We start from the raw sequence: 24,816 nt of genomic DNA, 5'->3' as shown, positions 1-24,816 counted from the left end.
GCTCGGGAAAGTCGGTAGTGACCTCGAACTGCACGGCACCGCAGTGGCAGCTACCCCGATAGGTTTGTTCCGGTCGGCTCATGCTTGTTGTCCTGTTATCGGGTCACGATCTTCAGCAAGGTAGCGACGATGATCTGCACGTCGCCCACCAGGCTGTGGCTTTGCGCGTAGCGCACGTAGTAGCCCAGTTTTTCCGGCAGCACCTGCTTGATGTAGGCGCGCTCCGGGTCGGCGGCTTTGCCCAGGATCTCGTTCTCGTCGATCATGCGGATCGACGCCCAGTCGGTAATGCCGGGGCGTACCGATAGCACGATATCCTTCACGCTGTCCGGGTAGTGCGCCACGTATTTGGGTACCTCGGGGCGCGGGCCCACCAGGCTCATGTCGCCGTACAACACGTCCAGCAGCTGCGGCAGCTCGTCCAGCTTGGTCTTGCGCAGCAGGTGGCCGGCGCGCGTCACACGCTGGTCGGCGCCCACCGTCAGCTGGCCGGCGGCTTCGGCGCCAATCTTCATGGTACGGAACTTGTGGATGCGGAACAGCTGGCCGCCACGCCCTACCCGCACCTGGCGGAAGAACACCGGGCCGGGCGAGTCCAGCTTGACCCACAGCGCGATAGCCAACAGCAGCGGCCAGATCAGCCACAGCCCGGCCAGCACCGCCACCAGGTCGAACAGGCGCTTGGCCAGCGCCGAGCCGGGGCGGGCGGCCAAGGTTGGCCGCAGCGTGTCTGGTGGCCCAAAGCTGCTGCGCGACGCGTCTGCTGCGTTGGCCGGTGCTCGCCCCCTCGCTGTACCGTTTGTACTATCTCGGTCGCTGCGCGCCGTCCGCCTTGCATCCGGGCCGCTCGCGGCGCTTTGGCTGTCTTGTTGCGGATCGCGCATCACTGGCCCAGCAGCTGACGCACGGCGGCGATGACGCGGGTCTGGTCGTCGTCGCTCATGCGGGTGTACAGCGGCAGCGTTACTTCGGCTTCAAACGCCGCGTCGGCCACCGGGAACTGCTCGCGCGTCAGGCCGTAGCTATCGCGCCATACCGGCTGGCGGTGCAGCGGAATGAAATGCACCGAGCAGCCAATGCCCAGCTCGGCCATTTTCACGATGAAATCATCACGGCTGATGCCGGCCTGCGGCTGCAGGCGCACCGGGTACAGGTGCCAGGCGTGGTTGCTGCCGGCGTCGGCCGGGTGCGCCGGCAGGGTCAGCGGCAGGCCGGCCAGCTCGGCGTCGTAACGCGCCGCCATCGCCTCGCGCTTTTGCAGGAAGGCATCGATCTTCTTCAGCTGGTGGATGCCCATCGCCGCGGCGGTGTCCGGCATATTGTACTTGTAGCCCGGCGCGACCACTTCGTAGTACCAGGCCGGGGTCTTGGAGGTGTAGCGGTCGAAAGCGTCGCGGCTGATGCCGTGCAGGCGCATCACCTTGCAGCGGGCGATGATGTCGGCGTGGCGCGACACCACCATGCCGCCCTCACCGGTGGTCATGGTCTTGTTGGCGTAAAAGCTGAACACCGTCACGTCGGAATCCAGCGCCCCCACCAGCGTGCCCTTGTAGTAGGTGGGCATGGCGTGGGCGGCGTCTTCTACCACCTTCAGCCCGTGCTCGCGCGCAATGGCGATGATGGCGTCCATATCGCAGGCCAGGCCGGCAAAATGCACCGGAATGATAGCGCGGGTTTTATCGGTAATGGCGGCGCGGATAGCGTCCGGGCGGATGTTGAAGGTGGCAGGATCCACATCCACGCACACCGGGTGCGCGCCCAGGTAGCGCACCACTTCGGCGGTAGCGGTAAAGGTATAGCTGGGCACGATCACCTCGTCACCCTCTTTCACCCCCACCGCTTCCAGCGCCAGGTGCAGGCCGGCGGTGGCGGAGTTCACCGCGATGGCTTCCACGCCACCGCCGATGTAGGCGGCAAAATCCGCCTCGAACTGGCGGGTTTTCGGGCCGGTGGTTACCCAGCCGGAACGCAGCGCGTCGACCACTTCATTGATCTCGTCCTCGCCGATATCCGGCAGGGCGAAGGGGAGGAATTTTTGTTGGGTCATTTGGATTAACTTCTATTTCTTATAGATAGCACTAAGTTCATCAAAGAACGCAGCCCTAGCATTTAGCATTTTGGCGCGCCATTCATAAATTTCATCTTCACCAACCTCTTCTGGTGATGAAGAAAAACGCTTTCGCATTTCCCCTACAACGTCACCATATAGCCTCAATTTTTCTTGTGCCGACTTATGTCCCAACAAGAGCAGCTTTGCTTCTGCCGAAGTCATCTCTTGGAAAGCATCAAAGAGCTCCCTTTGGGCAGCTTTTACTTTCTCGGTATCAGGTGAATTCCGCTTTAACCCGTTCTTCGCACGAATTGCATCACCGACCCATACCCAATAAACAAGAGAAGCACTAGTGAATCTCTCAACATGCTCTGCAACCAACTCAAGTAGCTCGTTGCTTCGTCTACGCCGCTCTTTCTCAGCATCCCGATCATGGTTCTTCTTCGCTAGAAGAAAAGAACTAAAAGCAGCGATCAGTGCACCCAAGCCAATCTTTACGGCTGAGTCAACAACATCAATCCAAGTCATGAACGCTCCCAGCCGAGAACACAAGGCTTATCCTTGTTACCCATCCATATCCATCGCCAAATCTGAGCGACGCCGCCCATCCCGTTGGCGCGAGCCGGTTGGCGGCGTAGCGCCAGGGTTTTAAGACGCCGATTTGTCTGAGCCCTGAGCCGTTAGCGAAGGGCGAGTTCGGCGGCGCCCTGGCGCTGCGTTGCCAGCCGGGGTTTCGAGCAGCCCCGGGGCGCCTTTTCTTTGGGTTCTTTCTTTTGGCGACGCAAAAGAAAGAACCTCGCTGCCGCTCGACAGCGGCATGCAAAACAGCACCGCGCAGCGGTTCGTCAAACCAAGCATCACAGCAACGCGGTGAACGTTGGGCTTCATTTCATTCAACCCAACCTACCCACTGCCAAAGGTTGGCCGCAAGCCTCGTTCCCCGGATGCGCCTACGGTTTATCCGGGCTACGACTCACTTCAACTTGTCCGACAACACCTTCCCCCACCGCTGCGTCGGCAGCTCCACCCAGCGGTGAATGGCCTGCGCGATGCCCCACGTTACCGCCAGCGCGATAGCCACCATCGCCCACCACGGGGTGCCGTATTGTGCCAGCGTAAACAGGATCAGGTAACCGACCGTGGCGTGACACACATACCAGGCGTAGCTGACGCTGGCCACCCGCGTCAGCAGCGGCAGCGCCACCAGCTGCGGCCACAACGCCCCCGCCACAAACAGCGCCACGCCGATGCCGTAGCTGGCGTACAGGCCAGGGTTGCCCCAGCCGGTCAGCCATACGTACAGCGCCAGCAGGCCGATGAAGTGCAGTACGGTTTCCACGCGGCCGGCGTGGCCGGTCTGGTAGAAGTACACCCAGCTGCCGGCAAACATCAGCGGGAAGTAACAGACGATAGTCTGGAAATCGTTTACCGGCGCAAAGCGGCACAGCCACACCAGCAGCGGCAACAGCAGCCAGATCGCCCACTTGATGCGGCGGCCGGTCAGGGCAAATGCCATGCCCAGCATGGCGTAAAACCACAGCTCCACCTTCAGTGTCCACATCACCGGGTCGATATTGCGGCCGCCTATCCAGTCGATCAGCGCAATGCTGACGTGGCCCAGCACGTCACGCGGCGTTACCGCCCAGGCCGCGCCAGGCAGCTGTGCGGCCAACCATAGCGCGGCTACCGTTACCACCAGCCCCGCCCAGTAGGTGGGGTAGATGCGGAAGAAGCGCGACACGGCAAAACGCAGCGCACCCATGCGCGTCAGCGACAGCGGAATCAGCAGGCCGGAAATCAGCAAAAACAGCCCCACCCCCACCGCGCCCAGGTTGAATGGCAACACGAACGAAGCGCCGTCGTAGCCGGGTAGCGGCGGCACGCCCATCACCTCGGCGATGCGGTCGCGGCGGAACCAGAACGTTTGCGTGTAGTGGAACAGCACCACGGCCAGCATGGCCAAGCCGCGCAGGCCGTCGGCAAAATCAAAGCGGATGTGCGGCTGTTGGCTCATGACAGGCTCCGGATCAAGGTTGGCCGCACGGCAAGCGCCTTAGCGCAAGCCCTGCAGGAAGCGGCGCGCCAGCACCGCGTAGTCGTGCTTGGCCAGCACAAACTGCTTGCCGGCCGCGCCCATGCGGCCGCGCTCGTTCGGCGTGGTGGCCAGCAGGCGGCGGATGCCGTCGGCAATGGCGGCCGGGTCTTCCACTGCCACGCTCACCCCGCAGCCGGACTCGGCCACCATGTCGTTACCGGCCTCCACCGAGTGCAGCACCGGGCGCGCGGCCATCATGTAGTCGAACAGCTTGTTGGGGTTGATGCCGAAGCGGTAGATCGGCAGCTTGCGCCAGCCGATGTACAGCGCGTCGCACTCTGCCAGAAAGGACGGCACCGCGCGCTTGGCGATGGCTGGCAGGAAGCTGACGTTATCCAGGCCCAGCGCCTGCGCCTGCTGCACCAGCGCGGCCTTGTCGGGGCCGTCGCCCACCAGTACCACCTGCAGCTTGTCGGCCAGCGCCGGGTCTTGCCGGATCAGGCTGGCGGCCTGCAGCAGGTAATCCAGTGCGTTGGCCAGGCCGTGGCCACCGGCATAACCGAGGATGAAGCGCTTCTGCGTCTTCAGCTCGGCCAGACGCATGCGGTGCGCCCCTGGCAGCGGCTCGGGCGGGCCCTGCCACTCGGCCACGTCCACGCCGTTGGGAATGACTACGTATTTCTCCGGTGCCATGCCGTGCGCCAGCATGTAATCCTTGGCGCAGGGCAGCATCGACACCACGGTGTCGGCTTTCTTGTAGCCGAAGTCCTCGGCCCACTGCAGCAGGCGGATGAACGGGTGCTTGGGGATCATACCGCCCACTTCTACCGGCGTCAGCGGCCACAGGTCGTGTACCTCGTATACCAGCCTGGCACCAGTCTTGCCGGCGATGAAGGCGGCGGGGATGGTGTCCAGCGGGTAAGTGGACGAGGCGATCACCACATCCGGCTTCCAGTCGCGCAGGTAGCGGCCGGACAAGCCCAGCAGCCGGCCCAGGAAGCGGAAGATGTTGACCACGCGCTTGACGCCGTTGCCCTCGTAGCGCGGCGTCTTGCACCAGGTGTAGCGGATACCGTCGATGTCCTGGTCGGCGTACTTGGCCGTTAGCGTAGGGTTGTGCTGGCGCAGGTGCGAGTAGTCGGCCGCCACGATATGCACCTCATGGCCGGCTTTCACCCATTCGCGGGCCAGGTAGTAGGGGCGGAATTCCATGCCGTGCAGCGGGCTGCCGGCGTAGTGGTTGATATATAGAATGCGCACGATCGTTCGTCTGTTAATGGGGTGGGCGGCTACATCAGGCTGGCGGCGATATTGATCATCAAGGCTAGCACGGTGGTATTGAAAGCAAACGACAGCATGCAGTGCCAGGTACCAAGGCGGCGCATGGCCGCATTGCTGAAGGCGACATCTGCCGTTTGCCCCGAGGTACCGATCACCACGGCAAAATAAAAGAAATCACTGTAGCCGGGGCGTTGCGGCCCCGGGAAATCCAGCCCCGGTGCCTGTTGGCGCCGCAAGGCCAGGAAATAACTGTGCGCGTAATGCAGCGCAAACATGGTCTGGGTAAACAGCCACGACGACACGATAGTGAGCACGCACAAGGCCACGTGGCCGACACGCTCGGCGCCATGCAGGCTGCGGGCGGCCGACAGTTCGGCCACGATGGCCAGCAGGCACACCAGCGCCGACAGCGCCACCAGTACCAGCAGCAGCCGGCGCCCCTCATCCTGCACCAGTGCGTGGCGGTGAATGCGGTCTTCATCACACTGCCGCATCATGTAAGCCGCCAGCAGCAAGTACAGCCCCGCACCGGCATTCCAGCCCAGCAGGTTGGCCGTCAGCAGACTCACCGGATACCAGGTGGCGGCGAGCCACGCTACCAAACCGCCCCATAGCACCGCTATGCTCAAGCGCGGGTGCGCGCGCACCATGCGTAGTGGCCAGGCCCCGGTGCGCATGTTATTGCGCCTGTCCCACCGCTGCACCCTGCTCCATGCGCAGCCAGTCAAAATACGCCAGCACGATGCCCAGCGGCGCCCACAGCATGCCGTGGGTGAGCAGGCGTTCGGTACTGGGGATGGCACCACTGGCCACCCACTGCATACCCACTACCAGGCAGGCCAGCATCATGCCGCGGCTGGACAGGCCGTAGGCCATCAAAAAGCGCATCTGGCCGCCTTGCGCCACGCGCTGCCAGCCGGCGTAATCGTTGGCCGCCAGCCGGTCAAACCAGGCGCCATTGCGCCAGTGCCACAGCGTGTAAGCCAGCGCCAGCGCAGCGTGGCCGCCCAGCGTGGCGGCGGTGAGCGGCGCACCGTACCACAGCCATTGCACCAGACAGAACAGCAGCCACAGCGGCAGGGCGATATACAGCAGGGTCAAGGGCATGGAGCGCTTCATGCGGCCAACCCCCGGTACAAATCCACCAGCTTGGCGCCTTCGGCGGCCCAGCTGTATTTGGCCAGCACGGCTTGCTTGCCGGACAGGCCCATCAGGCGTGCGCGTTCGTCGTCGCCCAGCAGCTGGGCGATGGCGTCGGCGATGGCGCGCGGGTCTTGCGGATCCACCAGCAGGCCGCAGTCGGCATCTTCGATAATCTCGCGCCACAGCGGAAAGTCGCTGGCGATCACCGGCATGCCGGCCGCCATGTACTCGAACAGCTTGATCGGCAGCGATTCCACGTAGCTGGGCGTGGGCAACAGCGTCACCAGGCCGATCTTGCTGGCGGCCAGCACGTCGGCCACGCCGGCGCGGTCCAGCACGCCCAGGTCGTTGACGCGGCTCCAGCCGGCTTCGCGTTGCAGCGCGGCTTTCAGGTCCGGCTCACTCCAGATGCCTGCCAGGTTGAGGCGGGTATCGGTGTCTGGCAGCGCGGCGATGATGGGTTCGATGCCACGGGTACGGCTGATGCCGCCCAGGTAGCACACTTCGTTGCGGCGCCCGGCCCACGGCGTGTCGCGCACCAGCTCGGCCAGGATGGGGTAGTTGCACACGTCCACCACGCGGCGGGCGCCGGCCTCTTCGAAGCGGCGGCGGATCACCGGCGTGGCGGCCACGATGGCGTCGAAGCGGCGCGCGGCGTAGTCTTCCAGCGTTTCCACCCCGCGCGACACCAGCGGCCGCGCCATGCCGGGAATCCAGTGCTTGGCCAATACCTGGCGCGGCACGTCCTCGTGCACGTCGTACACCACCTTGATGCCGGCCTGCTGCAGGCGCAGCGCAGCGGGGATCAGCTCCGGGTCGTGAAAGTGCGCTACGTCGGGCATCAGCTGCAGCGCTTTTTCGTACACGCGCTTCACGGTGCCGGTCATGCGCGACAAGCGGCCACCGCTTTTCGGCCCCACATCGTGCAGGCGCACGCCGCGGTTGATCTCGTCGCTGTTGCCGTCGGCCACGATCAGGTGCACCTCGTGGCCGGCTTCGGCCAGCGTGGCGCACTCTTTCACGAAGATGCGGATATCGTGGCGCGGGTGGGCGCTGGTGAGGTGGGCAATTTTCATCTGTTCAAACCTGTGTACGGGTAACGACTCGTTCCTGGGCCGGGAAAACCTTTTGGCCATGAAAAACACAAACCTTTTTTAGCCACGGAAAAACGGAAGGCACGGAAGCACGCTGACACCACGGCGGCCAACCTTGGTTTACTTCAGGCCTTGTCCATGTCTTCCGTGTATTCCGTGGCAAAAGTGCCTTTGCCTTTTTTGTGCCCTTTTGTGGGTTTCGTGGCTAATGAAGCCTTCAGCACAACTCCCGGTAAATCTGCGCAAAGCGCTGCATGTTCTCGCGGTACAGCCCTTTGGTCTGTACCAGCTGGCGGTTCAGCGCCGCGGCACTGGCCAGCCGCGCATTATCCCCCGCTTGCCGCAGCTGCGTCTTCAGCGCGTTGCCCAACCGGCCCAGGTCTTCCACGATGGCACCGTTAACGCCGTCCAGTACCCACTCCAGGTTGGCCGGCAGGTTGGACAGCACCGGCAGGCAGCCGTGGCCCATGGCTTCCAGCAGGCTGATGCTGGTGGCGTCGCTCATCGGTACGCTGACAAACACGCGTGCGTCGCGGTAGTGCTGCGCCAGCACCTCGGGCGCCACAAAGCCGGTAAACACCACCCGCTGCAAGCCCAGCTGCTGCGCCAGCGCCTGCAAGTTGGCCGTTTCGTCGCCGCTGGCGGCCACGGTGAGCTGCCAGCCGGCCAGCGCGGCGTCTGCCTCTACCTGCGCCCAGGCGCGGAGGATGGCGTCGATGCGGTACAGCGGTTTGTGCAGCCGGCACGACAGCACCGACAGCGGCTTGGCGGCGATGTCCGGCGGCGGCGGCAGCGCGTCCATGCCGAAATTCAGCACGTCCATGCGCGCCACGGCGGCCAGCTGGCGGCACACGGCGGCCATGTGCAGCGAATCGCAGGTGACGGCGCTGGCCGCGGCCAGGTTGGCCGCGACCATTTTTTTCATCAGGGCGTTCTGTTGCGGCAGCAACAACACGTCCGAGCCCCAGGTGGTGAGCACCCACGGCAGCTTGCGGCCGGCCAGCGCGCGGCGCGCGTGCCAGGCCACGCTATTGGCCTGGTGCACGTGCACGATGTCGGGCTGCACCTCGTCGATCAGCCGCGCCAGGCGGCCAGCCGTGCCCAGCGCCTTCAGGCTGAAATCCACCTGCAGCACGCGGCCCAGGTTGGGCACCTGGTAGCGCGGCGGCAGCGGGCCATTGCTGGCCAGGTGCACCTCGCTGACGTGTGGCGCAATGCCGGCCAGGTAGCGGTGGGTGTGCACCGAGGCAGAGCCGACCAGAAGAAGCTTCATGGTTTAACCCGATTATTCGCCACGGAAACACACCGACCACACGGAAGCAGGCCGTAGCACAGGCGCCACCGGCTGGGTATGCACGCTGCCAGGGCAGGATTTTCGTGCTTTGCGTGTGCTTTCGTGGCTAAAAAAATGGCAACGGTACTCATGCGTCCAGCTCCACTTGCAGCGCCGCCAGCAGCCGCGCCAGTTTGCGCTCCAGCGCGGCGTCCACGCCGATGGCGATGTTGACCGGCAGGTTCAGTACGGTGGCGGCGAGCGCCTCGCCGTGCGGCGCCTGGCCGGCCCGGTAGCCGTGGCGGAAGCTGCCGGATGGGTGAATCACATCGTCGAACCACACGCCGATATTCAGCCCGCTGGCCGCACTCAGGCGGCGCGCCAGCGCGGCCTTGTCGGCCACCGGGCGCGGCAATGCAAACGGGTAGCGCACCCAGTGCGTGGCGGCGTCCGCCGGCCACTGCCGCAATGCCGGCAGCGCGGCCAGTGCGCTGCGGTAACGCGACACCAGCGCCTGTTTGTACGCCAGCACGGCGGGCAGGCTGGCCAGCTGGCGGCGCACCAGCACGCTAGCCAGCAGCGGCATGGCGCGCGCCGGGTGCGGCTCGCCGAACAGTACTTCGTCGTCGCCGGAGCGGTATACCAGCCCTACGCGGCGCGCCAGCGCCATGCTGATGCGCCCGGCCAGCGGCCAGCGTGCGGCCAACAGGTGCGATAGCAAGGTGGCCAGCAGGCGCCACTCGTCGGCACAGCGCAGCTCGGGCAGGTCGGCATCCGGCAGGCTGGCGCCGGCCGGCAGAATGGCCAGGCCACCAATGCCGCCACTCAGGTTCTTGCTGTACTCAAAACTGAAAAACGCGCCGTCGTGGTAGCTGCCCAGCCACTGGCCGTCCAGCTGCGAGGCGAAACCGTGGGCGGCGTCGTCGACAAAGCGCACCTGGCGGTGCTTCTCGCGCAGCCAAGTGGGCACTTCGCACGCCACGCCGAAATTGTGCGGCACTACTACCACGCGGGTAGCCGGGCGGATGGCGGCGTCCAGCGCCAGCCAGTCCAGGTTGAGGCCGCCGGCGGCGATATCGATAAATCGCACACGGGCGCCGCTGGGCGGCACCTGGTTGGGCACCACCACGCAGGTGAAGGCCGGAATCAACACTTCATCGCCGGCCTGCACGTCGTGCAGCTTCAGCAAGGCGGCAAAGGCCGCGCGGCCGCTGTCGAACAGGCGGATGCGCTCTACCGCCACGCCGAACAGACTGGCCAGTGCCAGGCGCAGCGCGGCACGATGGCGGCGGCGGCCCAGCAACATGGACGGCAGGGCGCCCAGTAGCTGGGTGAGGGTCAGAGAGTTACCGGTCAGCATAGTGGTTTTACCTTGCGCGCCGGGGTTCCGGCGTATACCCAGCCGCTGTCCAGCACGCCCTTCACCACGCTGCCAGCGCCCACCACCACGTTGTCGCCGATCACGGCGCCGGGCAACACAATGCAGCCGGCTCCGATCAGCACATTGTTGCCGATGCGGATGTCGCCATCGATATGGCAGGCGGTAAACGGCGTGGCCGGCGCGTCGGCCGGAATGCCGTTGCTGTGGCAAAAGAACTGGCAGCGCGGGCCGATGGCGACCTGGTCGCCAATACTCAGCCGGTTATTTGCCACCAGGCAGTAATGGTAGGGTGCCAGGTGACTGTGGTGGCCAACTTCAAACCGGCCACTCGGCCCCAGCAACACATCGCCCCCCCAGTACAGGCGGGCGTGCTCCCCCAGATGAATGCCGCGTACGCGGCTGAAGCGGGTGCCGGCATTAACGCGTGCACCTTCCGCCAGCCGTGCCCCGCGCAAACGCAAACAGCAGGCGTGCAGCCAGAGCCAGAGTCGCTCAAGCATGGCTGGCCTCCTGCTGGCGGCACAGACGATAAATCCAGATCATGTAAATCACGTAATAAACCGACATCACCCACGCCTGCAGGCGGAATACCATATGCGCGTCGTACCCCAGCCAGTACACGCCACCCAGCGTCCCCAGGTTGGCCACAATACCCAGCAGGGCAAACATCAACGAGGTGCGCTGGCGCGACAGCACCATGGGGACCATGAAGCAGGGTGCAGCGATGAACATGCAAAAGAAAGACGGCGCCAGCAAGCCGGCAATCACACCAGCGTCACGCCACGCTTCGCCAAAGGCCAGCGCAAACAGCGGCTCGCCCCAGACCATCAAGGTTGCGAATGGCAGCAGGGCTACCGAGCCCAGCACAAGTTGGGCCTTGACCAACAGTGGCAGCAATGGCCGCTGCTGGCTGTGAGCCTCGGCCAGATCACGGTACAGCACCTGCGAAACCGCCTGCCCCAGCAATGCGGCAGGCAACTTGAGTACACGCAGTACCAGGCCGTAATGCCCCATTACCTCGGCGCTGGCGATCACCGTCAGCAGCTGTACCATCAGCGAATCCTGCAAGGCCACCACAAACGCGTGCGGCGTATTGACCAGCGGGAACTCGCGGTACAGCACCATCAGCCGGCGCACACCACCATCGCGGGCGCGCTGCAGCCAGGCCGGCAGCAGGCGCAGGTCGGGCCGGCTTTGCAGCAACCAGGAGCTGCCCTGCCCGGCCAGCTGGCCCACAATCAAGCCCAGCGTACCCAGCTTGGCAAAGCCGCCGCCCAGCTGTACCAGGCTCATCGCCAGCGACTGCCCTACCCGCCCTTGGGCGTTCAGGTTGTAACGGCGCTGGCGGTTGTTCCAGTTGGTCCAGATCTGGTTATTGGCGGCCAACCATACGCCCAAAGGCAGCAGCGGCAGCCACGGTGCCAGCTCCGGCGCGGCCAGGTGGCCGGACAGCCAGCCGTTTTCCAGCCACAGCGGCACGCTGAGCACAGCCAGCAGCAGGGTATTGAAACCCAGCGCCAGCATCAGCAGGCGGATGGCGTCTTCGTCGTCCTTGGGCAGCACGATGGCCATGTCGTAGCGCCAGGTGGCGATCACCACCAGGTTGGACAGCCAGGCGACAAAGTGCGTCAACACCCCGAAGTCGGTTGGCGAATACAGCCGCGTCAGCAACGGCGTAAACAGCACCGGCAGGAACTGTGCCACCGCCGCCCCGCCTACCAGGGTCGCAACGTTGCGCATGAAGCCGCCAGCGGCGACGCGCTGGTACAGCTGCTGCAGGCGGGGCAAGACGGCAGGCATGGTTTAGGCCAGCGCTTTCTTCACCGCCGCCACGATGGCGTCTTGCGTCGCTTCGTCCAGGAACGGGTGCATCGGCAGGCTCATCACGCGGCGGCCGGCGGCTTCGGCCACCGGGAAGCTGCCCTCGCCCTGGCCCAGATGGGCAAAGGCTGGCTGCAGATGCAGCGGAATCGGGTAATGCACAGCAGTGGGCACGCCCAGCGCCTGCAAAGCCTGCTGCACCGCTTCGCGGTTGTCCACCTCGATGGTGTACTGCGCGTACACGTGACTGTTGCCGTCCACAATCACCGGCACGCGTGCCACGTCTTGCAGCTGTGCGCTGTAGCGGGCGCCGATGCGGGCGCGGGCGGCCACTTCATCCGGGAAGCTGGGCAGTTTGGCCAGCAGCACGGCGGCCTGAATAGTGTCCAGGCGGCCGTTGAGGCCGATCACCGGGTGGTGGTAGCGGCGGTCCTGGCCGTGAATGCGGATCTCGCGCATTTTCTTCGCCAGCTCGTCGTCGTTGGTGAACACCGCACCGCCGTCGCCGTAGCAGCCCAGCGGCTTGCTGGGGAAGAAACTGGTAGTGCCGATGGTGCACAGGTTGCCGGAGCGCTGGCCGTGCTGGCTGGCGCCAAAGCTCTGCGCGCCGTCTTCGATCACCGGCAGGCCATGCCTGGCGGCAATGGCGTTGATGGCGGTAAAGTCGGCGCACTGGCCGTACAGGCTTACCGGCATGATGGCGCGGGTTTTCGCGGTGATCGCCGCTTCCAGCAGCGCCGGGTCCAGGTTGTAGGTCACCGGGTCGATATCGACAAACACCGGCGTGGCGCCCAGGAGCGCGATCATCTCGCCGGTAGCGATAAAGGTAAACGGTGTAGTGATCACCTCGTCGCCGGCCTTCACGCCCAGCGCCATCAGTGCGATCAACAGTGCCTTGGTGCCGTCACACACGCCGATGGCGTGCCTGGCGCCGGTGTAGGCGGCCAACTGCGCCTCTAGCTCTTTCACCTCCGGGCCCATGATGTACTGGCCGTGATCCAGCACCGCGTGGATGCGGGCGTCGATGTCGGCTTTCAGGTGCTGGTACTGCGCTTTCAGGTCGATGAACTGGATGGACATGCGCACGACTCCTAACAGTTTCTAAAAAATGGAAAAACAGGAAATACCGAAAATGTGACGATCAAAATTACATAACCTTACTGCCCACATCACCTTAGTATCTTCCGCATGTTGCAGGGCAATATCTCTGCTTATAGCGGTGTACAGTGATTGCCTCCGATATCGTAACGTTGGCCGCACGTCGAGCAGCCATGTTGGTCAATGATGTCGGGCAGGCGCTCGCCGCACTGGCACATCCAGCCGATGCGTCTGGCGGGGGTGCCCACCATCAGTGCGTAGGGCTTCACGTCCTTGGTGACCACGGCGCCGGCACCGATGAAGGCATACTCGCCGATGGTGTGGCCACACACCACGGTGGCGTTGGCGCCGATAGTGGCACCGCGCTTCACGATGGTGCGGCGGTATTCGCTTTTGCGGCTGACGTGGCTGCGCGGGTTGTTGACGTTGGTGAACACCATGGACGGGCCGCAGAACACGTCGTCTTCCAGCGTGACCGCGTCATAGATGGACACATTGTTCTGCACCTTCACGTTGTCGCCGATGACGACATCGTTGCCGACAAACACGTTCTGGCCAAAGGAGCAGCGCGCGCCGATTTGCGCCTGGCTGCAAATATGTACCCAGTGCCATACGCGGGTGTCGGCGCCGATTCGCGCACCGTCATCGACGATGGCGGTAGGGTGAACGGTATAACTCATGCAGAAAGCCTTTTCAGTTGAGCACCATAGGACCAGCGGTGCTATTCAAAAGTGATAAAGATCAAAACTCCAGCGGCAGATTCACGCGCTGGCCGTCACGGGCGGAGCGGTAGATGCCCACCAGCAGCTCCAGCGACTTCAGCCCTTCGCGGCCGTCGGTTTCCGGCTCGGCTTCGCCGCGCATCACGCGGATCACATTGTCGTAGTACAGCGGGTGGCCAAAGCCGTACACACTGGTGGTGCTGTAACTGGCGTTCTTGATCTCGTCGTCCATGGCGTGCGGCTGGGCAAAATCCCAGTGCTGGATTTCATTCACCGCCAGGCCGCCGACGCGCACGCTGCCCTTCTCGCCCAGAATGGTGATACTGCCTTCCAGGTTCTTGGGGTAGGTCAGCATGGTCACGTTCATGCTGCCCATGGCGCCGCCGCGCCACTTCAGGCTCACCACGCCGGTATCTTCCGCTTCGATGTCACGCGCCAGCGTGCCGGTGTAGGCCTGCAGGCTTTCTACCGGGCCGACGATCCATTCCAGCAGGTCTACGTAGTGGCTGGCCTGGTTCATGAAGGCACCACCGTCGTATTCCCAGGTACCACGCCAGTCGGCCTGGTCGTAGTAGTCTTGCGGGCGGGTCCAGAACACGTTGACGTTGACCATGTAGATGCGGCCGAAGCGTTTTTCCTGCACCGCGCGCTTGAGCAGCTGCAGCGTGGCATTGCGGCGGTTCTGCTTCACCACGAACAGGCGCTTGCCGGCCTGGTCGGCGGCTTTCACCATCGCCACACCGTCTTGCCAGCGCGTGGCCATCGGCTTTTCGGTCATCACGTGGAAACCGGCGGCAAAGCTGTCGATGGCTTGCTGCGGGTGCAGGCCGGACGGGGTGGTGAGGATCACCACATCGGCCTGGCTGCTGGCCAGCAGGCTGGCCAGCGTAGCGTGGCCTACCGCGCCGGTACGCGCCACGGCGGCAGCCAGCGCGGCCGGGTCGGTATCGCACACGTCCACCAGCTCGCAGCGGTCGGCGTGTTGTTCGATGGCGCCGAAATGGTTGGCCGCAATACGGCCGCAGCCTACCAGGGCAAAGCGCAGCTTGCGGTCGGTAATCGTGTTGTAACTGATCATGCTTATCCCTTTTTCCACCCTTGCTTTAGCCACGAAACCCACAAAAAGCACGACAGACCGGCCAGTGCCCATCAGATTCCATCATTTTGTTGATGGCTTTCGTGTCGCTTGGTGGATTTCATGGCCGATGAATAGCGTTTGCGTGGCTCAAGAATCTTAAATCAACAGCCGGTTATTGCTATGCAGGTTGTTTTCTTTCAGACGGCGCACAAACTCGCCGAACTCCAGGCCGAAGCGGCCTTCCAGCTCGTCGGCGCGCTTTTCCAGCGCATCCCAGCTGGTACTACCCGGCGTGGACTTGAACGCCATCACTGCCACGTTGCCGTGGGTGAGCGCCGGCAGCTCGACAACACGGCCTTCGAACACGCCCAGCAGGCGTTCGACAAACTGGTGATAGCGCTTGTCGCCGCTCCACCAGTTGGTGACAAACACGCCGTCTTCGGTGAGGGCACGGTGGCAGTCTTCGAAAAATTCTTCGGTGGTGAGCTCGTCCACAATCTGCAAACCGTCAAAGCCGTCCACCAGAATCACGTCGGTGGATTCGCGGAATACTTTCACGTACTCCGCACCATCGGCCTGCACGATCTGGAAGAAGTCGCCTTCTTCCGGCAGCTGGAAAAATGCCCGCGCCACCGCGATGACTTGCGGGTTGATGTCTACCGCCACGCTCACCGCGTTAGGCAGGTATTCGTCGATCCAGCGCGCGAAGGAGCCGCCGCCCAGGCCGATCTGCAGGATATGCGCCGGATCGTCGCGCCACAGCAGAAAGCCCATCATGGCGCGGCTATAGCTCAGTACCAGGTCGGCCGGGTCGTCCAGGTCCATCGAGCTCTGGATGGTTTCCGAGCCCAGATGCAGCGAGCGGATATTGTCCGCCTCGGAGATTTCCACTTCCGGCAGCGCATCCACGCTATTGCGTACACGGCGGCGGAAGGGGTGCAGTGCTTTACCCGCCACAGCTGTCTCCCGCCTGGCTATCGGCCTTGGGGCGCGAATCCAGAATGCTGATGGTGCGGCGCGGCTTGGCCTCGGCAGCGACCGGCTCGCCGTCGTCGTCCTGGGCCAGCGCGATCGGGTCGCGGAATTCTTCTTTGTCGAAGGCGGTATCGCCACCTTCAAACGGGCTGTCACCGGTTTGCAGGCCGGCAAAATCAAACAGCTTGGTGTCAGCCAGATGCGATGGCACCACGTTCTGCAGGGCGCGGAACATGCTTTCCACGCGGCCCGGGAAGCGTTTGTCCCAGTCGTTCACCATCTCTTTCACTACCTGGCGCTGCAGGTTGGGCTGCGAACCGCACAGGTTGCACGGGATGATGGGGAAGCCGCGTAACGCGGCGTAGCGTTCCAGGTCTTTTTCGCGGCAGTAGGCCAGCGGGCGGATCACCATGTGGCGGCCGTCGTCGGACACCAGCTTGGGTGGCATGGACTTGAGCTTGCCGCCGTAGAACATGTTGAGGAACAGCGTGTGCAGCATGTCGTCACGGTGGTGGCCCAGCGCGATCTTGGTGGCACCCAGCTCGTCGGCCACACGGTACAGGATGCCGCGACGCAGGCGCGAGCACAGGCTGCAGGTGGTTTTGCCTTCGGGGATCAGGCGCTTGACGATGCTGTAGGTGTCTTCCTCGATGATGCGGTATTCCACACCGAGGGATGCCAGGTACTGCGGCAGCACGTGCTCGGGGAAGCCTGGCTGTTTCTGGTCCAGGTTCACGGCCACGATACTGAAGCTGATGGGCGCGGATTTTTGCAGGCCCAGCAGGATGTCGAGCAGGCCGTAGCTATCCTTGCCGCCGGACAGGCAGACCATCACGCGGTCGCCTTCTTCGATCATGTTGAAGTCGTTGATGGCGGCGCCCACGTGGTGGCGCAGGCGCTTGGAAAGTTTATTGCCCTCGAACACGGCCTTTTTGGCCTTGTCGTCGGCAGTCTGTTGCGGTTCGGACATGAGGTACGGCTAAGAAATTGAAAAACCGGCTATTTTAGCCCCCGGCGGCCGGTTTTTACCATCGCCGTACCGGCTTTTTTTCACCAGCGCAGCCGGCAGCCGCGCGGCAAGCGTGGCCGCAACTACAGCACCACGCTGCGGCCACCGTCTACCGCCAGGATCTGGCCGTTCACGTAGTCGGTATCGAACAGTAAAAACGCCACTGCACGGGCGATGTCGTCCGGCACGCCGGTGCGCTGCAGCGGGATGGTGGCTTCGATAGCCTGGCGCTCGGCGCTGTCGAACGATACTTCGTCCTCCGGCCACAGGTTCACCCCCGGCGACACACCATTAACGCGCACCTGCGGCGCCAGCTCTAGCGCCAGGCTGCGGATCAGCTGCGCGTGGCCGGCCTTGGCCAGACTGTAAACCAAGTGGCGCTTCATCGGCCGCTCGGCGTGGATGTCGACAATGCCGACAATCGCGCCATGATTGGCCGCCAGATACGGCGCCGCCGCCTGCGCCAGAAACAGCGGAGCTTTGAGGTTGCTGCCCATCAGGTCGAACCAGTCCTGCTCGCTGATGCGGCCAACATCGGTGGGGTAAAAGCTGGACGCGTTGTTCACCAAGCCGTCCAGCCGGCCAAAGCAGCCCACGGCGTCGGCCACCAGCGCCGGCAACGCCGCCGTATCCAGCAAGTCGGCCTGCGCCAGCGCCACCGTATCGGGGCGCTGCGCGTTCAGCTCGGCCGCCAGCGCCTCGGCCTGCGCCCGCGAACCGCGGTAATGCAGCACCAGCCGCGCGCCACGCGCGTGCAGATGGCGGGCGATGCCGGCGCCAACACGGCGCGCGGCACCGGTAATAAGCACTACTTTATCGTTGAGCGGGTTATGCATGCTGGCCCCTTTTGCATTGAGTATGTGGCAAGGCGCTTGGCGTCTGCGCGCCAATTAGCGACAATCCGCCATTCTAGTGGCAGTTGCCGCCAGACACGAGAACTCGCTGCTGCCAGCACACGGCAGCCGGTGCGCCCGGAGCGCACCGCCACCCGCCAGCCGATGTAAAACACCATGACCCTGCCCCAGCCTTCCGCCGACGCCCTGGCCATCAGCCGCACCCTGGCCACCACCCTTGCCGCCGACATCGCCGACAACGGCGGCTGGATACCGTTTTCGCGCTTCATGGAGCAGGCGTTGTACGCGCCGGGCCTGGGCTATTACACCGCCGGCAGCCGCAAGTTTGGCGAAGGCGGCGATTTTGTCACCGCACCGGAGCTGTCCCCGCTGTTTGCGCAAACGCTGGCGCGCCAGCTGGCCGCGCTGCTGCCGCAAACCGCCGGCCACCTGCTGGAGTTCGGCGCCGGCACCGGCCGCCTGGCCGCCGACCTGCTGGCCGAGCTGGAAGCCCTGGGCCAGCTGCCGGCCAGCTACACCATCGTCGACCTGTCGCCGGACCTGATCGAGCGCCAGCGCGCCACGCTGGCCGAGCGCGTGCCGCACCTGGCCCACCGCGTACAGTGGGTGGCCACACTGCCGGCCAGCTTCGACGGCATCATGCTGGGCAACGAAGTGCTGGACGCCATGCCGTGCGAGCTGGTGAGCCGCCAGGTAGACGGCACGCTGCAGCAACGCGGCGTTACCGTGCTGGACGGCGCCTTTTGCTACGAAGACCGCCCGTTTACCGACGCCGTACTGGCAGGGTTGGCCGCCGGGCTGATACCCGCCACCCCCGGTTACACCAGCGAGATCAGCCTGGCCAACCGCGCCTTTATCCGCACGCTGGGGCAAACACTGCAGCGCGGTGCCATCATCATGATCGACTACGGCCATAGCGCCAGCGAGTTCTACCACCCCGAACGCCATATGGGCACGCTGCTGGGCCACTACCGCCACCACACTATCCAGGACCTGTTCTACCTGCCGGGCCTGATGGACATTACCTGCCACGTGGATTTCAGCGCGGTGGCGCAAAGCGGCATTGACGCCGGGCTGGACCTGATTGGCTACTGCAGCCAGGCGCAATTCCTGATCAACTGCGGCATCACCGAGCTGCTGTCGCACCTGGATGCGGCCAACGTGAAGCAATACCTGCCGCTGGCCAAGGCCGCACAGCGCCTGCTGTCGCCGGTAGAAATGGGCGAAACCTTCAAGGTGATCGGCTTTGGCAAAGGGATAGATATCGACTGGGCGGGCTTTGCCAGTGGCGACCGCTGCTACACGCTATAAACCCGGCCGCAGGATTTGCACGAAATCTATTGACAGCGCAAAAACGGCTCGGTTATAGTTCGCAGCCTTGATGCAGCGCATCGAGATGTGGCGAATTAGCTCAGTCGGTTAGAGCGACGGAATCATAATCCGCAGGTCCGGGGTTCGAGTCCCTGATTCGCCACCACAGTTTGCGAAGCACTGCTTCGGCAGGGTTTCACGGCGAATTAGCTCAGTCGGTTAGAGCGACGGAATCATAATCCGCAGGTCCGGGGTTCGAGTCCCTGATTCGCCACCAACACAAAAAACCAGCCTTCGGGCTGGTTTTTTGCTTTCTGCCTGTTTTGCTTACCCTCACCGCAAGTCCATGCAGCACAGCACTATCGTTTTACGCACCATGCAAGCCGCCGATTTCGGCGCCATCCTCGCCATACAGGCACAAAGCTACCCCGCCAACCTGATCGAAAGCCGCGACGCCCTGGCCTCGCGCCATGCACTATCGCCCGATACCTGCTGGGTGGCCGAACACGGCGGCGAGGTAAAAGGCTATGTGTTCGCCCACCCGTGGCACGGCGATACCCCGCCGCAGCTGAACCAGCCGCTGGCCCGCCTACCACCGCAACACGACACCCTATTCATCCACGATATGGCGCTATGTCGCAGCACCCGTGGCCGCGGTATTGCCCCGCGCCTGCTGGCACGGCTGCAGGACAAGGCGCGCGAGCGCGGTCTGCGCTTTGCCCGCCTGGTGGCGGTGCAAGGCGCCCAGCACTACTGGGCACGCCACGGCTACCGCCCCTACCCGCTACCGGCAGCCAAGCTGGCCTGCTACGGCGACGACGCTACCGGCATGGTGGCCGAGTTGGCCGCATCAGGCGCCAGCTAAGGCAGCCAACACCTCGGCGCTGGTCTGCACCGTGGCGTATTCGCCGTGCAGGTTAGCCAGCGCCATGGCGTGCACGGTCTGCGCGCTATGCGCCACACCGTCAAAGTCCTGCTGCGCGTAGGCGTAGCAACCATCGGCCACTACCCGCACGTCAAAACCGAGGTTGCCGCCGCTACGCGCCGTGGCCTCTACCGAATTGTTGGTGCTGACACCCGCCACCACCAAACGGTGGATGCCGCGCTGATGCAGCCAGCGCGCCAGCTGGCTGTGGGTAAAGGCGTCCGGTACGTGTTTGTCCACCACGTGTTCGTGCGACAGCGGCGCCAGCGCCGGCTGCCATTCCACCCCGTCCTGCCCCGGCCAGAACGGCGAGCCCGGCGTGCGTGACAGGTGGCGCACGTGCACCACTGGCTGCCCGGCCTGGCGCCAGGCTTGCAGCAGGCTGGCGATTACCGCCTCGGCGCCGGGGTTGTTACGCGTGTGCGCCGGCATGCGCTGCATGCCTTTTTGCATATCGATGATGATCAGTGCGCTAGGCGCGGCAGGTACGGCAGGCGGGTTCATGCGGCAGGCTCCACAGGTAAAACACCATTGTAGCCGTGGCTGCGGCCAACCTTGGCCGCAAAACAAAACCCGGCGCTGTCGGGGGACAGGGCCGGGCTGATCAGGCGGCTTGGCTGGCTTACATCTTCACGCCCAGCTCGCGCAGGCGTTCGGCCAGGTAGGCGCCGGCGGTGTAGCGCTCGGACAGCACCACTTCGTCACGCGGGTGCAGGAACAGCGGCAGCGATACGCGGCTCTTGCTGGCGCCTTCGCCGGTGGGGTTCACCACGCGGTGCTGGGTGGATGGATAGTAGCCGCCGGACGCTTCGCTCAGCATGTCGCCGATATTGATGATCAGCATGCCGAAATCACAGGGTACGTCGATCCAGTTTCCGTTCATGTCCTGCACTTGCAGGCCCGGCTCGTTGGCCGCCGGCAGAATGGTCAGCAGGTTGATGTCGCCGTGCGCAGCAGCACGCAGCGAGCCGGCCGGCTCGTTGCCGGTCAGCGGCGGGTAGCGCAGCACGCGCAGCAGCGTCTTCTGGCTGCCCTGGATCATCTGCGACAGCGGCTCGCTGTAGTTGGCCGCAATATCGGCCGGCGTGTACTGCTCTACCCAGGCCAGCAGCTCTTGCGCCAGCGTGTTGGCGGTGTCGTAGTAGCGCATGGCGTCGTCTTTCAGCTGCGCCGGGATACGTCCCCACGGGTAGATGTGGAAGTATTCCTTGATGTCTTTCTGGGTGTGGCCCTTGGCGGTTTCGGAGATTTCCGGCGAGAAGTAGCCGTCCTGCTTTTCTACCGAGAACGCGAAGTCGTGCTTTTCTTCGGTGCCGAAGAACGTCAGCCAATTGCGGTAGATGCTTTCTACCAGGTCTTGCGGGATAGGGTGGTTCACCAGTACGCCAAAGCCGGTTTCGTGCAGGCTGCGGGTGAACTGTTCGGCCGCGTCGGGCGCGCGGTAATCGACTACGCGTACGTTCATGTCGGGTTTCCTCGTGTGGCGGCACGGCGGCCGCAAACCGGCGCACCAATGCAAAGGCGGCGCATTCTACGCCGCCTTCAGTCCTTGCGGAAGTACCCCATTTGATTTACCAACGGCATATCGAGGGCACGGTGCCGGGCACATTTTCACGTTTCAGCACACCGGCATCCACCAGCTTTTTTACCCGCCAGAACAAAAAGCTATCGCTCAGCCAGGCTTGCTCCTCATGCCCCATCACCTCCCCCACCAGCCTTGTCACAGGCCACTTGCCGGCCTTTGTTATGGCATTGACAAGCGCATTGTCGTAATGGTCGATCGGGTGCTGCTGTAGCGTGCCTTGCACATCGAGATAGCGTATTCCGTCGCCATGTTCCTGCCAGTAACGCCACTGTGCGGCCAACTGTTCGCGCTCGCCGGCCGTCAGCAGGCGGGCTTGGGCAAACAGCTCCGGCAGGACTGGCGGCGGCTGCATGCCCATGCAGCTGCGCTGCCCATGCTGTGGTACCGCCACGTGGTATAGCGGGGTGTCGGCGTGGGCGTGCTCGGCCAGCATGCACAGCATCAGCCATTCGCCGGCGTGGCCACCGGCCCAGGCGTACAGCGGCACCCGGCGCTCGAAGGCCTTCAGCTGCGCCTTGCGGCTGGCCCAGTAGGCGTGCACGAAGTCTTCGTCCTGCTGCGGCCACCAGTCTTGCGCCCACAGCACCGCGTTCCAGTAACCCATGCGCGCCTGCGGGTCGATCAGATCACAATCGGCCAACGGGCCCTGGCTGAAATCCTCCTGGAAGCACAGCACCTCGCCCGGCAGTACAGCATCGGCACACAGCTGCTGCAGCGTGGCCGCCGCCGACGGCAGGGCAAAGTGGATGGCGCTGGCGTTCATACGCGCTGGTCCATATCTAGGGCCGGGGTGCCCGGACAAAGCTGGGCCACCACGCGGGCCGGTACGCCCACCACCGTGCAGTGTGCCGGTACGTCGTCCAGCACCACGCTGCCGGCGCCCACCTTGGAGCAGTCGCCAATACGGATATTGCCGAGGATGGAGGTATTGGCGCCGATCAGCACGCCATCGCCCACTTTCGGGTGACGGTCGCCGTGGTCTTTGCCGGTACCGCCCAGCGTCACGCCTTGCAAGATCGACACGTTATTGCCGATGACGGCGGTTTCGCCCACCACAATGCCGGTGCCGTGATCCAGCATGACGCCGTGGCCAATCTTGGCTGCCGGGTGAATATCGGCGCCCATTACCTCGGAAATGCGGTTTTGCAAGAAATACGCCAGCGTCTTTCTGCCTTCCTGCCACAGCCAGTGGGTAATGCGCTGGCTTTGCAGCGCGTGGAAGCCCTTGAAGTACAGCAGCGGGGTGGAATAGCTATCGCACGCCGGGTCGCGCTCAAAGCAGGCGGTAATGTCGGCGCGTACCGCCTGGATAATGGCCGGGTTGGCCGCAAAAGCCTCGCGGAACAGCTCCATCAGTGCGCGGGCGTCCATTACCGGGCTGGCCAGCTTGCTGGACAGGTGAAACGCCAGCACGTCTTCCAGCGTGCCGTGGCGCAGCACGGTCATGTGCAGGAAGCTGGCCAGCAACGGCTCGTCGCGCACCGCCAGCTCGGCCTCCTGCAGAATGGCCAGCCACAGCGCGTCGTGATTGCTTGCAGTCATGCTCTTACCTTTACTTGTTCTGCTTGCCCTTGTTTGCGGGCATGAAAAAGGGCGCTGCCTGCCGGCGCGCCCTGGGGGTGTACGATACGCGGCCAACTTGCAGCTGATGGCACCGCGCCGGCCTTTCAAGGCCTACATCAGTACCACGTCGAATTGTTCCTGGCTGTAGGTGCTCTCTACTGCCAGCGAAATCGGCTTGCCGATAAAGTCGATCAGCATGGCCAGGCTTTGCGATTCCTCGTCCAGCAGCATGTCGATCACGCTTTGTGCGGCCAGGATGCGGAAGCCTTTGGCGTCAAAGCGGCGGGCTTCGCGTACGATTTCGCGCTGGATCTCGTAACACACGGTTTGCGCGGTCTTGATCTCGCCGCGCCCCTGACACACCGGACACGGCTCGCACAGCACGTGGGCCAGGCTCTCGCGGGTGCGCTTGCGCGTGACCTCTACCAGGCCCAGGCTGGTAAAGCCGTTCAGGGTCACACGGGTGCGGTCGCGCGCCAGCGCCTTGGCCAGCTCGGACAGCACGGCTTCGCGGTGCTCGGCGTTATCCATATCGATGAAATCGACAATGATGATACCGCCCAGATTGCGCAGGCGCAGCTGTCGCGCCAGTGCCAGCGTGGCTTCCAGGTTAGTCTTGAAGATGGTTTCGTCAAAGTTGCGGTTACCGACAAAGCCGCCGGTGTTCACATCGATGGTGGTCATCGCCTCGGTCTGGTCGATGATCAGGTAGCCGCCGAATTTGAGGTTCACCCGGCGCGACAGCGCCTTGTCGATCTCGGTTTCGATACCGTGCAGCTCGAACAGCGGGCGCTCGCCGCTATAGCGTTCGATCTTGGCCACCGCCGACTGCACGTAGGCTTCGGCAAACTCCACCATCTTGCCGTAGTTCTCGGTGGAATCCACGATCACCTTTTCGGTGTGGTCGCTCACCATGTCGCGCAGTACGCGCACCGCCAGCGGCAGGTCTTCGTACAGCAGGCTTTGCGCGGGCAAGTGCTGCGATTTGTAGCGGATATCGGCCCACAGCTTGGACAGGTAGCCGATATCGGCGCCCAGCTCGGCGTCGGTGGCGGTTTCCGCGCTGGTGCGGATGATGTAGCCACGCGGCGCACCGTCCGGCAGCTGTTTTTCCAGCCGTGCCTTCAGGCTGTGGCGGTCGGATTCCTGCTCGATCTTCTGCGAAATACCGATATGTTCTTCCTGCGGCAAGTGCACCAGAAAACGCCCGGCCAGGCTGATCTGCGTGGACAGCCGCGCGCCCTTGGTACCGATCGGGTCCTTGATCACCTGCACCAGCACGGTCTGGCCTTCGAACAGCATTTTCTCGATGCGCTGCGGCTCGGACGGGTGCTGGCGCTGCTCCAGTACGTCGGCAATATGCAGGAAAGCGGCGCGCTCCAGGCCGATCTCGATAAAGGCACTCTGCATGCCGGGCAGCACGCGCTTGACCTGGCCCAGGTAGATATTGCCCACAATGCCGCGGCTGGCTGCGCGCTCGATATGCAGCTCCTGCACCACGGCGTCTTCCAGCACCGCCACACGGGTTTCCTGCGGCGTGATATTGACCAGGATCTGCTCTTTCGGGCGCGGCAGGTCACGGGGTAGCGGAATGGGTTGATGCAGCATGGCAGGGCTC

General features: G+C 63.9%; 25 protein-coding genes and 2 tRNA genes. 4 read left to right on the top strand and 23 right to left on the bottom strand.

The genetic code is table 11. The annotated features are described in order from the left end of the window. Positions 1-95 precede the first annotated feature (95 nt). The 18 genes from PQU95_RS16145 to PQU95_RS16060 form a co-directional block, all read right to left on the bottom strand. On the bottom strand, positions 96-713 hold the full coding sequence (locus PQU95_RS16145) for a sugar transferase (protein WP_272752965.1): 618 nt from the start codon (positions 711-713) through the stop codon (positions 96-98). A gap of 170 nt (positions 714-883) precedes the next feature. After that, positions 884-2,047, bottom strand: coding sequence for a DegT/DnrJ/EryC1/StrS family aminotransferase (locus tag PQU95_RS16140; RefSeq protein WP_272752964.1), 1,164 nt, complete (start codon positions 2,045-2,047; stop codon positions 884-886). 12 nt (positions 2,048-2,059) lie between these two features. Next, positions 2,060-2,578, bottom strand: coding sequence for a hypothetical protein (locus tag PQU95_RS16135; RefSeq protein ID WP_272752963.1), 519 nt, complete (start codon positions 2,576-2,578; stop codon positions 2,060-2,062). A 445-nt stretch (positions 2,579-3,023) separates the two neighbouring features. Beyond that, a complete protein-coding gene (locus tag PQU95_RS16130; RefSeq protein WP_272752962.1) occupies positions 3,024-4,064 on the bottom strand; it encodes an acyltransferase family protein in 1,041 nt (346 codons plus the stop codon). A gap of 39 nt (positions 4,065-4,103) precedes the next feature. Next, positions 4,104-5,345 (bottom strand): glycosyltransferase family 4 protein, encoded by a 1,242-nt coding sequence (locus tag PQU95_RS16125; RefSeq protein WP_272752961.1) that lies wholly within the window; start codon positions 5,343-5,345, stop codon positions 4,104-4,106. 29 nt (positions 5,346-5,374) lie between these two features. Continuing rightward, positions 5,375-6,043 carry a DUF1345 domain-containing protein gene (locus PQU95_RS16120; RefSeq protein ID WP_272752960.1) on the bottom strand — a complete coding sequence of 223 codons (669 nt, stop codon included), beginning with the start codon at positions 6,041-6,043 and terminating at the stop codon, positions 5,375-5,377. 1 nt (position 6,044) lies between these two features. Beyond that, a complete protein-coding gene (locus PQU95_RS16115) occupies positions 6,045-6,473 on the bottom strand; it encodes a hypothetical protein (protein ID WP_272752959.1) in 429 nt (142 codons plus the stop codon). Positions 6,474-6,481: 8 nt separating this feature from the next. Continuing rightward, on the bottom strand, positions 6,482-7,585 hold the full coding sequence (locus PQU95_RS16110) for a glycosyltransferase family 4 protein (protein ID WP_272752958.1): 1,104 nt from the start codon (positions 7,583-7,585) through the stop codon (positions 6,482-6,484). 235 nt (positions 7,586-7,820) lie between these two features. Beyond that, on the bottom strand, positions 7,821-8,876 hold the full coding sequence (locus tag PQU95_RS16105; protein ID WP_272752957.1) for a glycosyltransferase: 1,056 nt from the start codon (positions 8,874-8,876) through the stop codon (positions 7,821-7,823). 148 nt (positions 8,877-9,024) lie between these two features. Beyond that, entirely contained in the window at positions 9,025-10,236 is a 1,212-nt protein-coding gene (locus PQU95_RS16100; protein WP_272752956.1) for a DegT/DnrJ/EryC1/StrS family aminotransferase, read from the bottom strand. Further along, positions 10,230-10,757: an acyltransferase gene (locus PQU95_RS16095; protein WP_272752955.1), complete on the bottom strand. Its 528-nt coding sequence runs from the start codon at positions 10,755-10,757 to the stop codon at positions 10,230-10,232. Before PQU95_RS16095 ends, PQU95_RS16100 begins: the two co-directional genes overlap by 7 nt. Further along, positions 10,750-12,057, bottom strand: coding sequence for a lipopolysaccharide biosynthesis protein (locus tag PQU95_RS16090; RefSeq protein WP_272752954.1), 1,308 nt, complete (start codon positions 12,055-12,057; stop codon positions 10,750-10,752). The genes PQU95_RS16095 and PQU95_RS16090 overlap by 8 nt, the downstream gene beginning before the upstream one ends. 3 nt (positions 12,058-12,060) lie before the next feature. Next, positions 12,061-13,158: a DegT/DnrJ/EryC1/StrS family aminotransferase gene (locus PQU95_RS16085; protein WP_272752953.1), complete on the bottom strand. Its 1,098-nt coding sequence runs from the start codon at positions 13,156-13,158 to the stop codon at positions 12,061-12,063. A 131-nt stretch (positions 13,159-13,289) separates the two neighbouring features. Further along, positions 13,290-13,856: an acyltransferase gene (locus tag PQU95_RS16080; protein ID WP_272752952.1), complete on the bottom strand. Its 567-nt coding sequence runs from the start codon at positions 13,854-13,856 to the stop codon at positions 13,290-13,292. A 61-nt stretch (positions 13,857-13,917) separates the two neighbouring features. Further along, entirely contained in the window at positions 13,918-14,976 is a 1,059-nt protein-coding gene (locus PQU95_RS16075) for a Gfo/Idh/MocA family protein (RefSeq protein WP_272752951.1), read from the bottom strand. Positions 14,977-15,132: 156 nt separating this feature from the next. Then, complete coding sequence (locus PQU95_RS16070) at positions 15,133-15,933, bottom strand: polyamine aminopropyltransferase (protein ID WP_272752950.1); 801 nt, start codon at positions 15,931-15,933, stop codon at positions 15,133-15,135. Further along, complete coding sequence (ttcA, locus tag PQU95_RS16065) at positions 15,923-16,921, bottom strand: tRNA 2-thiocytidine(32) synthetase TtcA (protein ID WP_272752949.1); 999 nt, start codon at positions 16,919-16,921, stop codon at positions 15,923-15,925. Before ttcA ends, PQU95_RS16070 begins: the two co-directional genes overlap by 11 nt. A 122-nt stretch (positions 16,922-17,043) precedes the next feature. Further along, positions 17,044-17,796 carry a pteridine reductase gene (locus PQU95_RS16060; RefSeq protein WP_272752948.1) on the bottom strand — a complete coding sequence of 251 codons (753 nt, stop codon included), beginning with the start codon at positions 17,794-17,796 and terminating at the stop codon, positions 17,044-17,046. 174 nt (positions 17,797-17,970) lie between these two features. Between PQU95_RS16060 and PQU95_RS16055 the strand changes: the two genes are divergently transcribed. The 4 genes from PQU95_RS16055 (at position 17,971) to PQU95_RS16040 (ending at position 19,990) form a co-directional block, all read left to right on the top strand. Then, positions 17,971-19,125, top strand: a complete 1,155-nt coding sequence (locus PQU95_RS16055) for a class I SAM-dependent methyltransferase (protein WP_272752947.1) — start codon at positions 17,971-17,973, stop codon at positions 19,123-19,125. 89 nt (positions 19,126-19,214) lie between these two features. After that, positions 19,215-19,291 (top strand) — tRNA-Met (locus PQU95_RS16050). Positions 19,292-19,325: 34 nt separating this feature from the next. Continuing rightward, positions 19,326-19,402, top strand: a tRNA-Met gene (locus PQU95_RS16045). Between the two features lie 69 nt (positions 19,403-19,471). Beyond that, positions 19,472-19,990 carry a GNAT family N-acetyltransferase gene (locus PQU95_RS16040; protein WP_272752946.1) on the top strand — a complete coding sequence of 173 codons (519 nt, stop codon included), beginning with the start codon at positions 19,472-19,474 and terminating at the stop codon, positions 19,988-19,990. Here the strand turns inward: PQU95_RS16040 and PQU95_RS16035 are convergent. The 5 genes from PQU95_RS16035 to rng all read right to left on the bottom strand — a co-directional run bounded on the left by PQU95_RS16035 (position 19,976) and on the right by rng (position 24,806). Further along, entirely contained in the window at positions 19,976-20,554 is a 579-nt protein-coding gene (locus PQU95_RS16035; RefSeq protein WP_272752945.1) for a cysteine hydrolase family protein, read from the bottom strand. The two genes, PQU95_RS16040 and PQU95_RS16035, sit on opposite strands and share 15 nt — an antisense overlap. Before the next feature lie 118 nt (positions 20,555-20,672). Next, a complete protein-coding gene (locus tag PQU95_RS16030) occupies positions 20,673-21,515 on the bottom strand; it encodes an isopenicillin N synthase family dioxygenase (protein WP_272752944.1) in 843 nt (280 codons plus the stop codon). Positions 21,516-21,621: 106 nt separating this feature from the next. Next, entirely contained in the window at positions 21,622-22,398 is a 777-nt protein-coding gene (locus PQU95_RS16025; protein WP_272752943.1) for a DUF3658 domain-containing protein, read from the bottom strand. Continuing rightward, the gene (cysE, locus tag PQU95_RS16020; protein ID WP_017509444.1) at positions 22,395-23,177 is read right to left on the bottom strand and encodes a serine O-acetyltransferase; all 783 of its coding nucleotides are present in this window, start codon (positions 23,175-23,177) and stop codon (positions 22,395-22,397) included. The genes PQU95_RS16025 and cysE overlap by 4 nt, the downstream gene beginning before the upstream one ends. A 132-nt stretch (positions 23,178-23,309) precedes the next feature. Further along, entirely contained in the window at positions 23,310-24,806 is a 1,497-nt protein-coding gene (gene rng, locus PQU95_RS16015; RefSeq protein WP_147696026.1) for a ribonuclease G, read from the bottom strand. Between the last annotated feature and the right edge of the window lie 10 nt (positions 24,807-24,816).

The organism is Vogesella aquatica, assembly GCF_028548455.1.
In the GTDB taxonomy this organism is placed as follows: Bacteria; Pseudomonadota; Gammaproteobacteria; order Burkholderiales; family Chromobacteriaceae; genus Vogesella; species Vogesella aquatica.
This window is presented reverse-complemented; position numbering and strand designations above follow the sequence as displayed.

What these genes read in the sequence shown, in the direction of transcription:
- PQU95_RS16030 (WP_272752944.1), bottom strand. Translation starts at nt 21,515, where the DNA reads ATGAACGTACGCGTAGTCGATTACCGCGCGCCCGACGCGGCCGAACAG.
- PQU95_RS16130 (WP_272752962.1), bottom strand. Translation starts at nt 4,064, where the DNA reads ATGAGCCAACAGCCGCACATCCGCTTTGATTTTGCCGACGGCCTGCGC.
- PQU95_RS16115 (WP_272752959.1), bottom strand. Translation starts at nt 6,473, where the DNA reads ATGCCCTTGACCCTGCTGTATATCGCCCTGCCGCTGTGGCTGCTGTTC.
- PQU95_RS16080 (WP_272752952.1), bottom strand. Translation starts at nt 13,856, where the DNA reads ATGAGTTATACCGTTCACCCTACCGCCATCGTCGATGACGGTGCGCGA.
- PQU95_RS16105 (WP_272752957.1), bottom strand. Translation starts at nt 8,876, where the DNA reads ATGAAGCTTCTTCTGGTCGGCTCTGCCTCGGTGCACACCCACCGCTAC.
- cysE (WP_017509444.1), bottom strand. Translation starts at nt 23,177, where the DNA reads ATGACTGCAAGCAATCACGACGCGCTGTGGCTGGCCATTCTGCAGGAG.
- PQU95_RS16040 (WP_272752946.1), top strand. Translation starts at nt 19,472, where the DNA reads ATGCAGCACAGCACTATCGTTTTACGCACCATGCAAGCCGCCGATTTC.
- PQU95_RS16075 (WP_272752951.1), bottom strand. Translation starts at nt 14,976, where the DNA reads ATGATCAGTTACAACACGATTACCGACCGCAAGCTGCGCTTTGCCCTG.
- rng (WP_147696026.1), bottom strand. Translation starts at nt 24,806, where the DNA reads ATGCTGCATCAACCCATTCCGCTACCCCGTGACCTGCCGCGCCCGAAA.
- PQU95_RS16095 (WP_272752955.1), bottom strand. Translation starts at nt 10,757, where the DNA reads ATGCTTGAGCGACTCTGGCTCTGGCTGCACGCCTGCTGTTTGCGTTTG.
- PQU95_RS16110 (WP_272752958.1), bottom strand. Translation starts at nt 7,585, where the DNA reads ATGAAAATTGCCCACCTCACCAGCGCCCACCCGCGCCACGATATCCGC.
- PQU95_RS16025 (WP_272752943.1), bottom strand. Translation starts at nt 22,398, where the DNA reads ATGAACGCCAGCGCCATCCACTTTGCCCTGCCGTCGGCGGCGGCCACG.
- PQU95_RS16090 (WP_272752954.1), bottom strand. Translation starts at nt 12,057, where the DNA reads ATGCCTGCCGTCTTGCCCCGCCTGCAGCAGCTGTACCAGCGCGTCGCC.
- PQU95_RS16055 (WP_272752947.1), top strand. Translation starts at nt 17,971, where the DNA reads ATGACCCTGCCCCAGCCTTCCGCCGACGCCCTGGCCATCAGCCGCACC.
- PQU95_RS16100 (WP_272752956.1), bottom strand. Translation starts at nt 10,236, where the DNA reads ATGCTGACCGGTAACTCTCTGACCCTCACCCAGCTACTGGGCGCCCTG.
- PQU95_RS16120 (WP_272752960.1), bottom strand. Translation starts at nt 6,043, where the DNA reads ATGCGCACCGGGGCCTGGCCACTACGCATGGTGCGCGCGCACCCGCGC.
- PQU95_RS16035 (WP_272752945.1), bottom strand. Translation starts at nt 20,554, where the DNA reads ATGAACCCGCCTGCCGTACCTGCCGCGCCTAGCGCACTGATCATCATC.
- PQU95_RS16140 (WP_272752964.1), bottom strand. Translation starts at nt 2,047, where the DNA reads ATGACCCAACAAAAATTCCTCCCCTTCGCCCTGCCGGATATCGGCGAG.
- PQU95_RS16135 (WP_272752963.1), bottom strand. Translation starts at nt 2,578, where the DNA reads ATGACTTGGATTGATGTTGTTGACTCAGCCGTAAAGATTGGCTTGGGT.
- PQU95_RS16060 (WP_272752948.1), bottom strand. Translation starts at nt 17,796, where the DNA reads ATGCATAACCCGCTCAACGATAAAGTAGTGCTTATTACCGGTGCCGCG.
- ttcA (WP_272752949.1), bottom strand. Translation starts at nt 16,921, where the DNA reads ATGTCCGAACCGCAACAGACTGCCGACGACAAGGCCAAAAAGGCCGTG.
- PQU95_RS16085 (WP_272752953.1), bottom strand. Translation starts at nt 13,158, where the DNA reads ATGTCCATCCAGTTCATCGACCTGAAAGCGCAGTACCAGCACCTGAAA.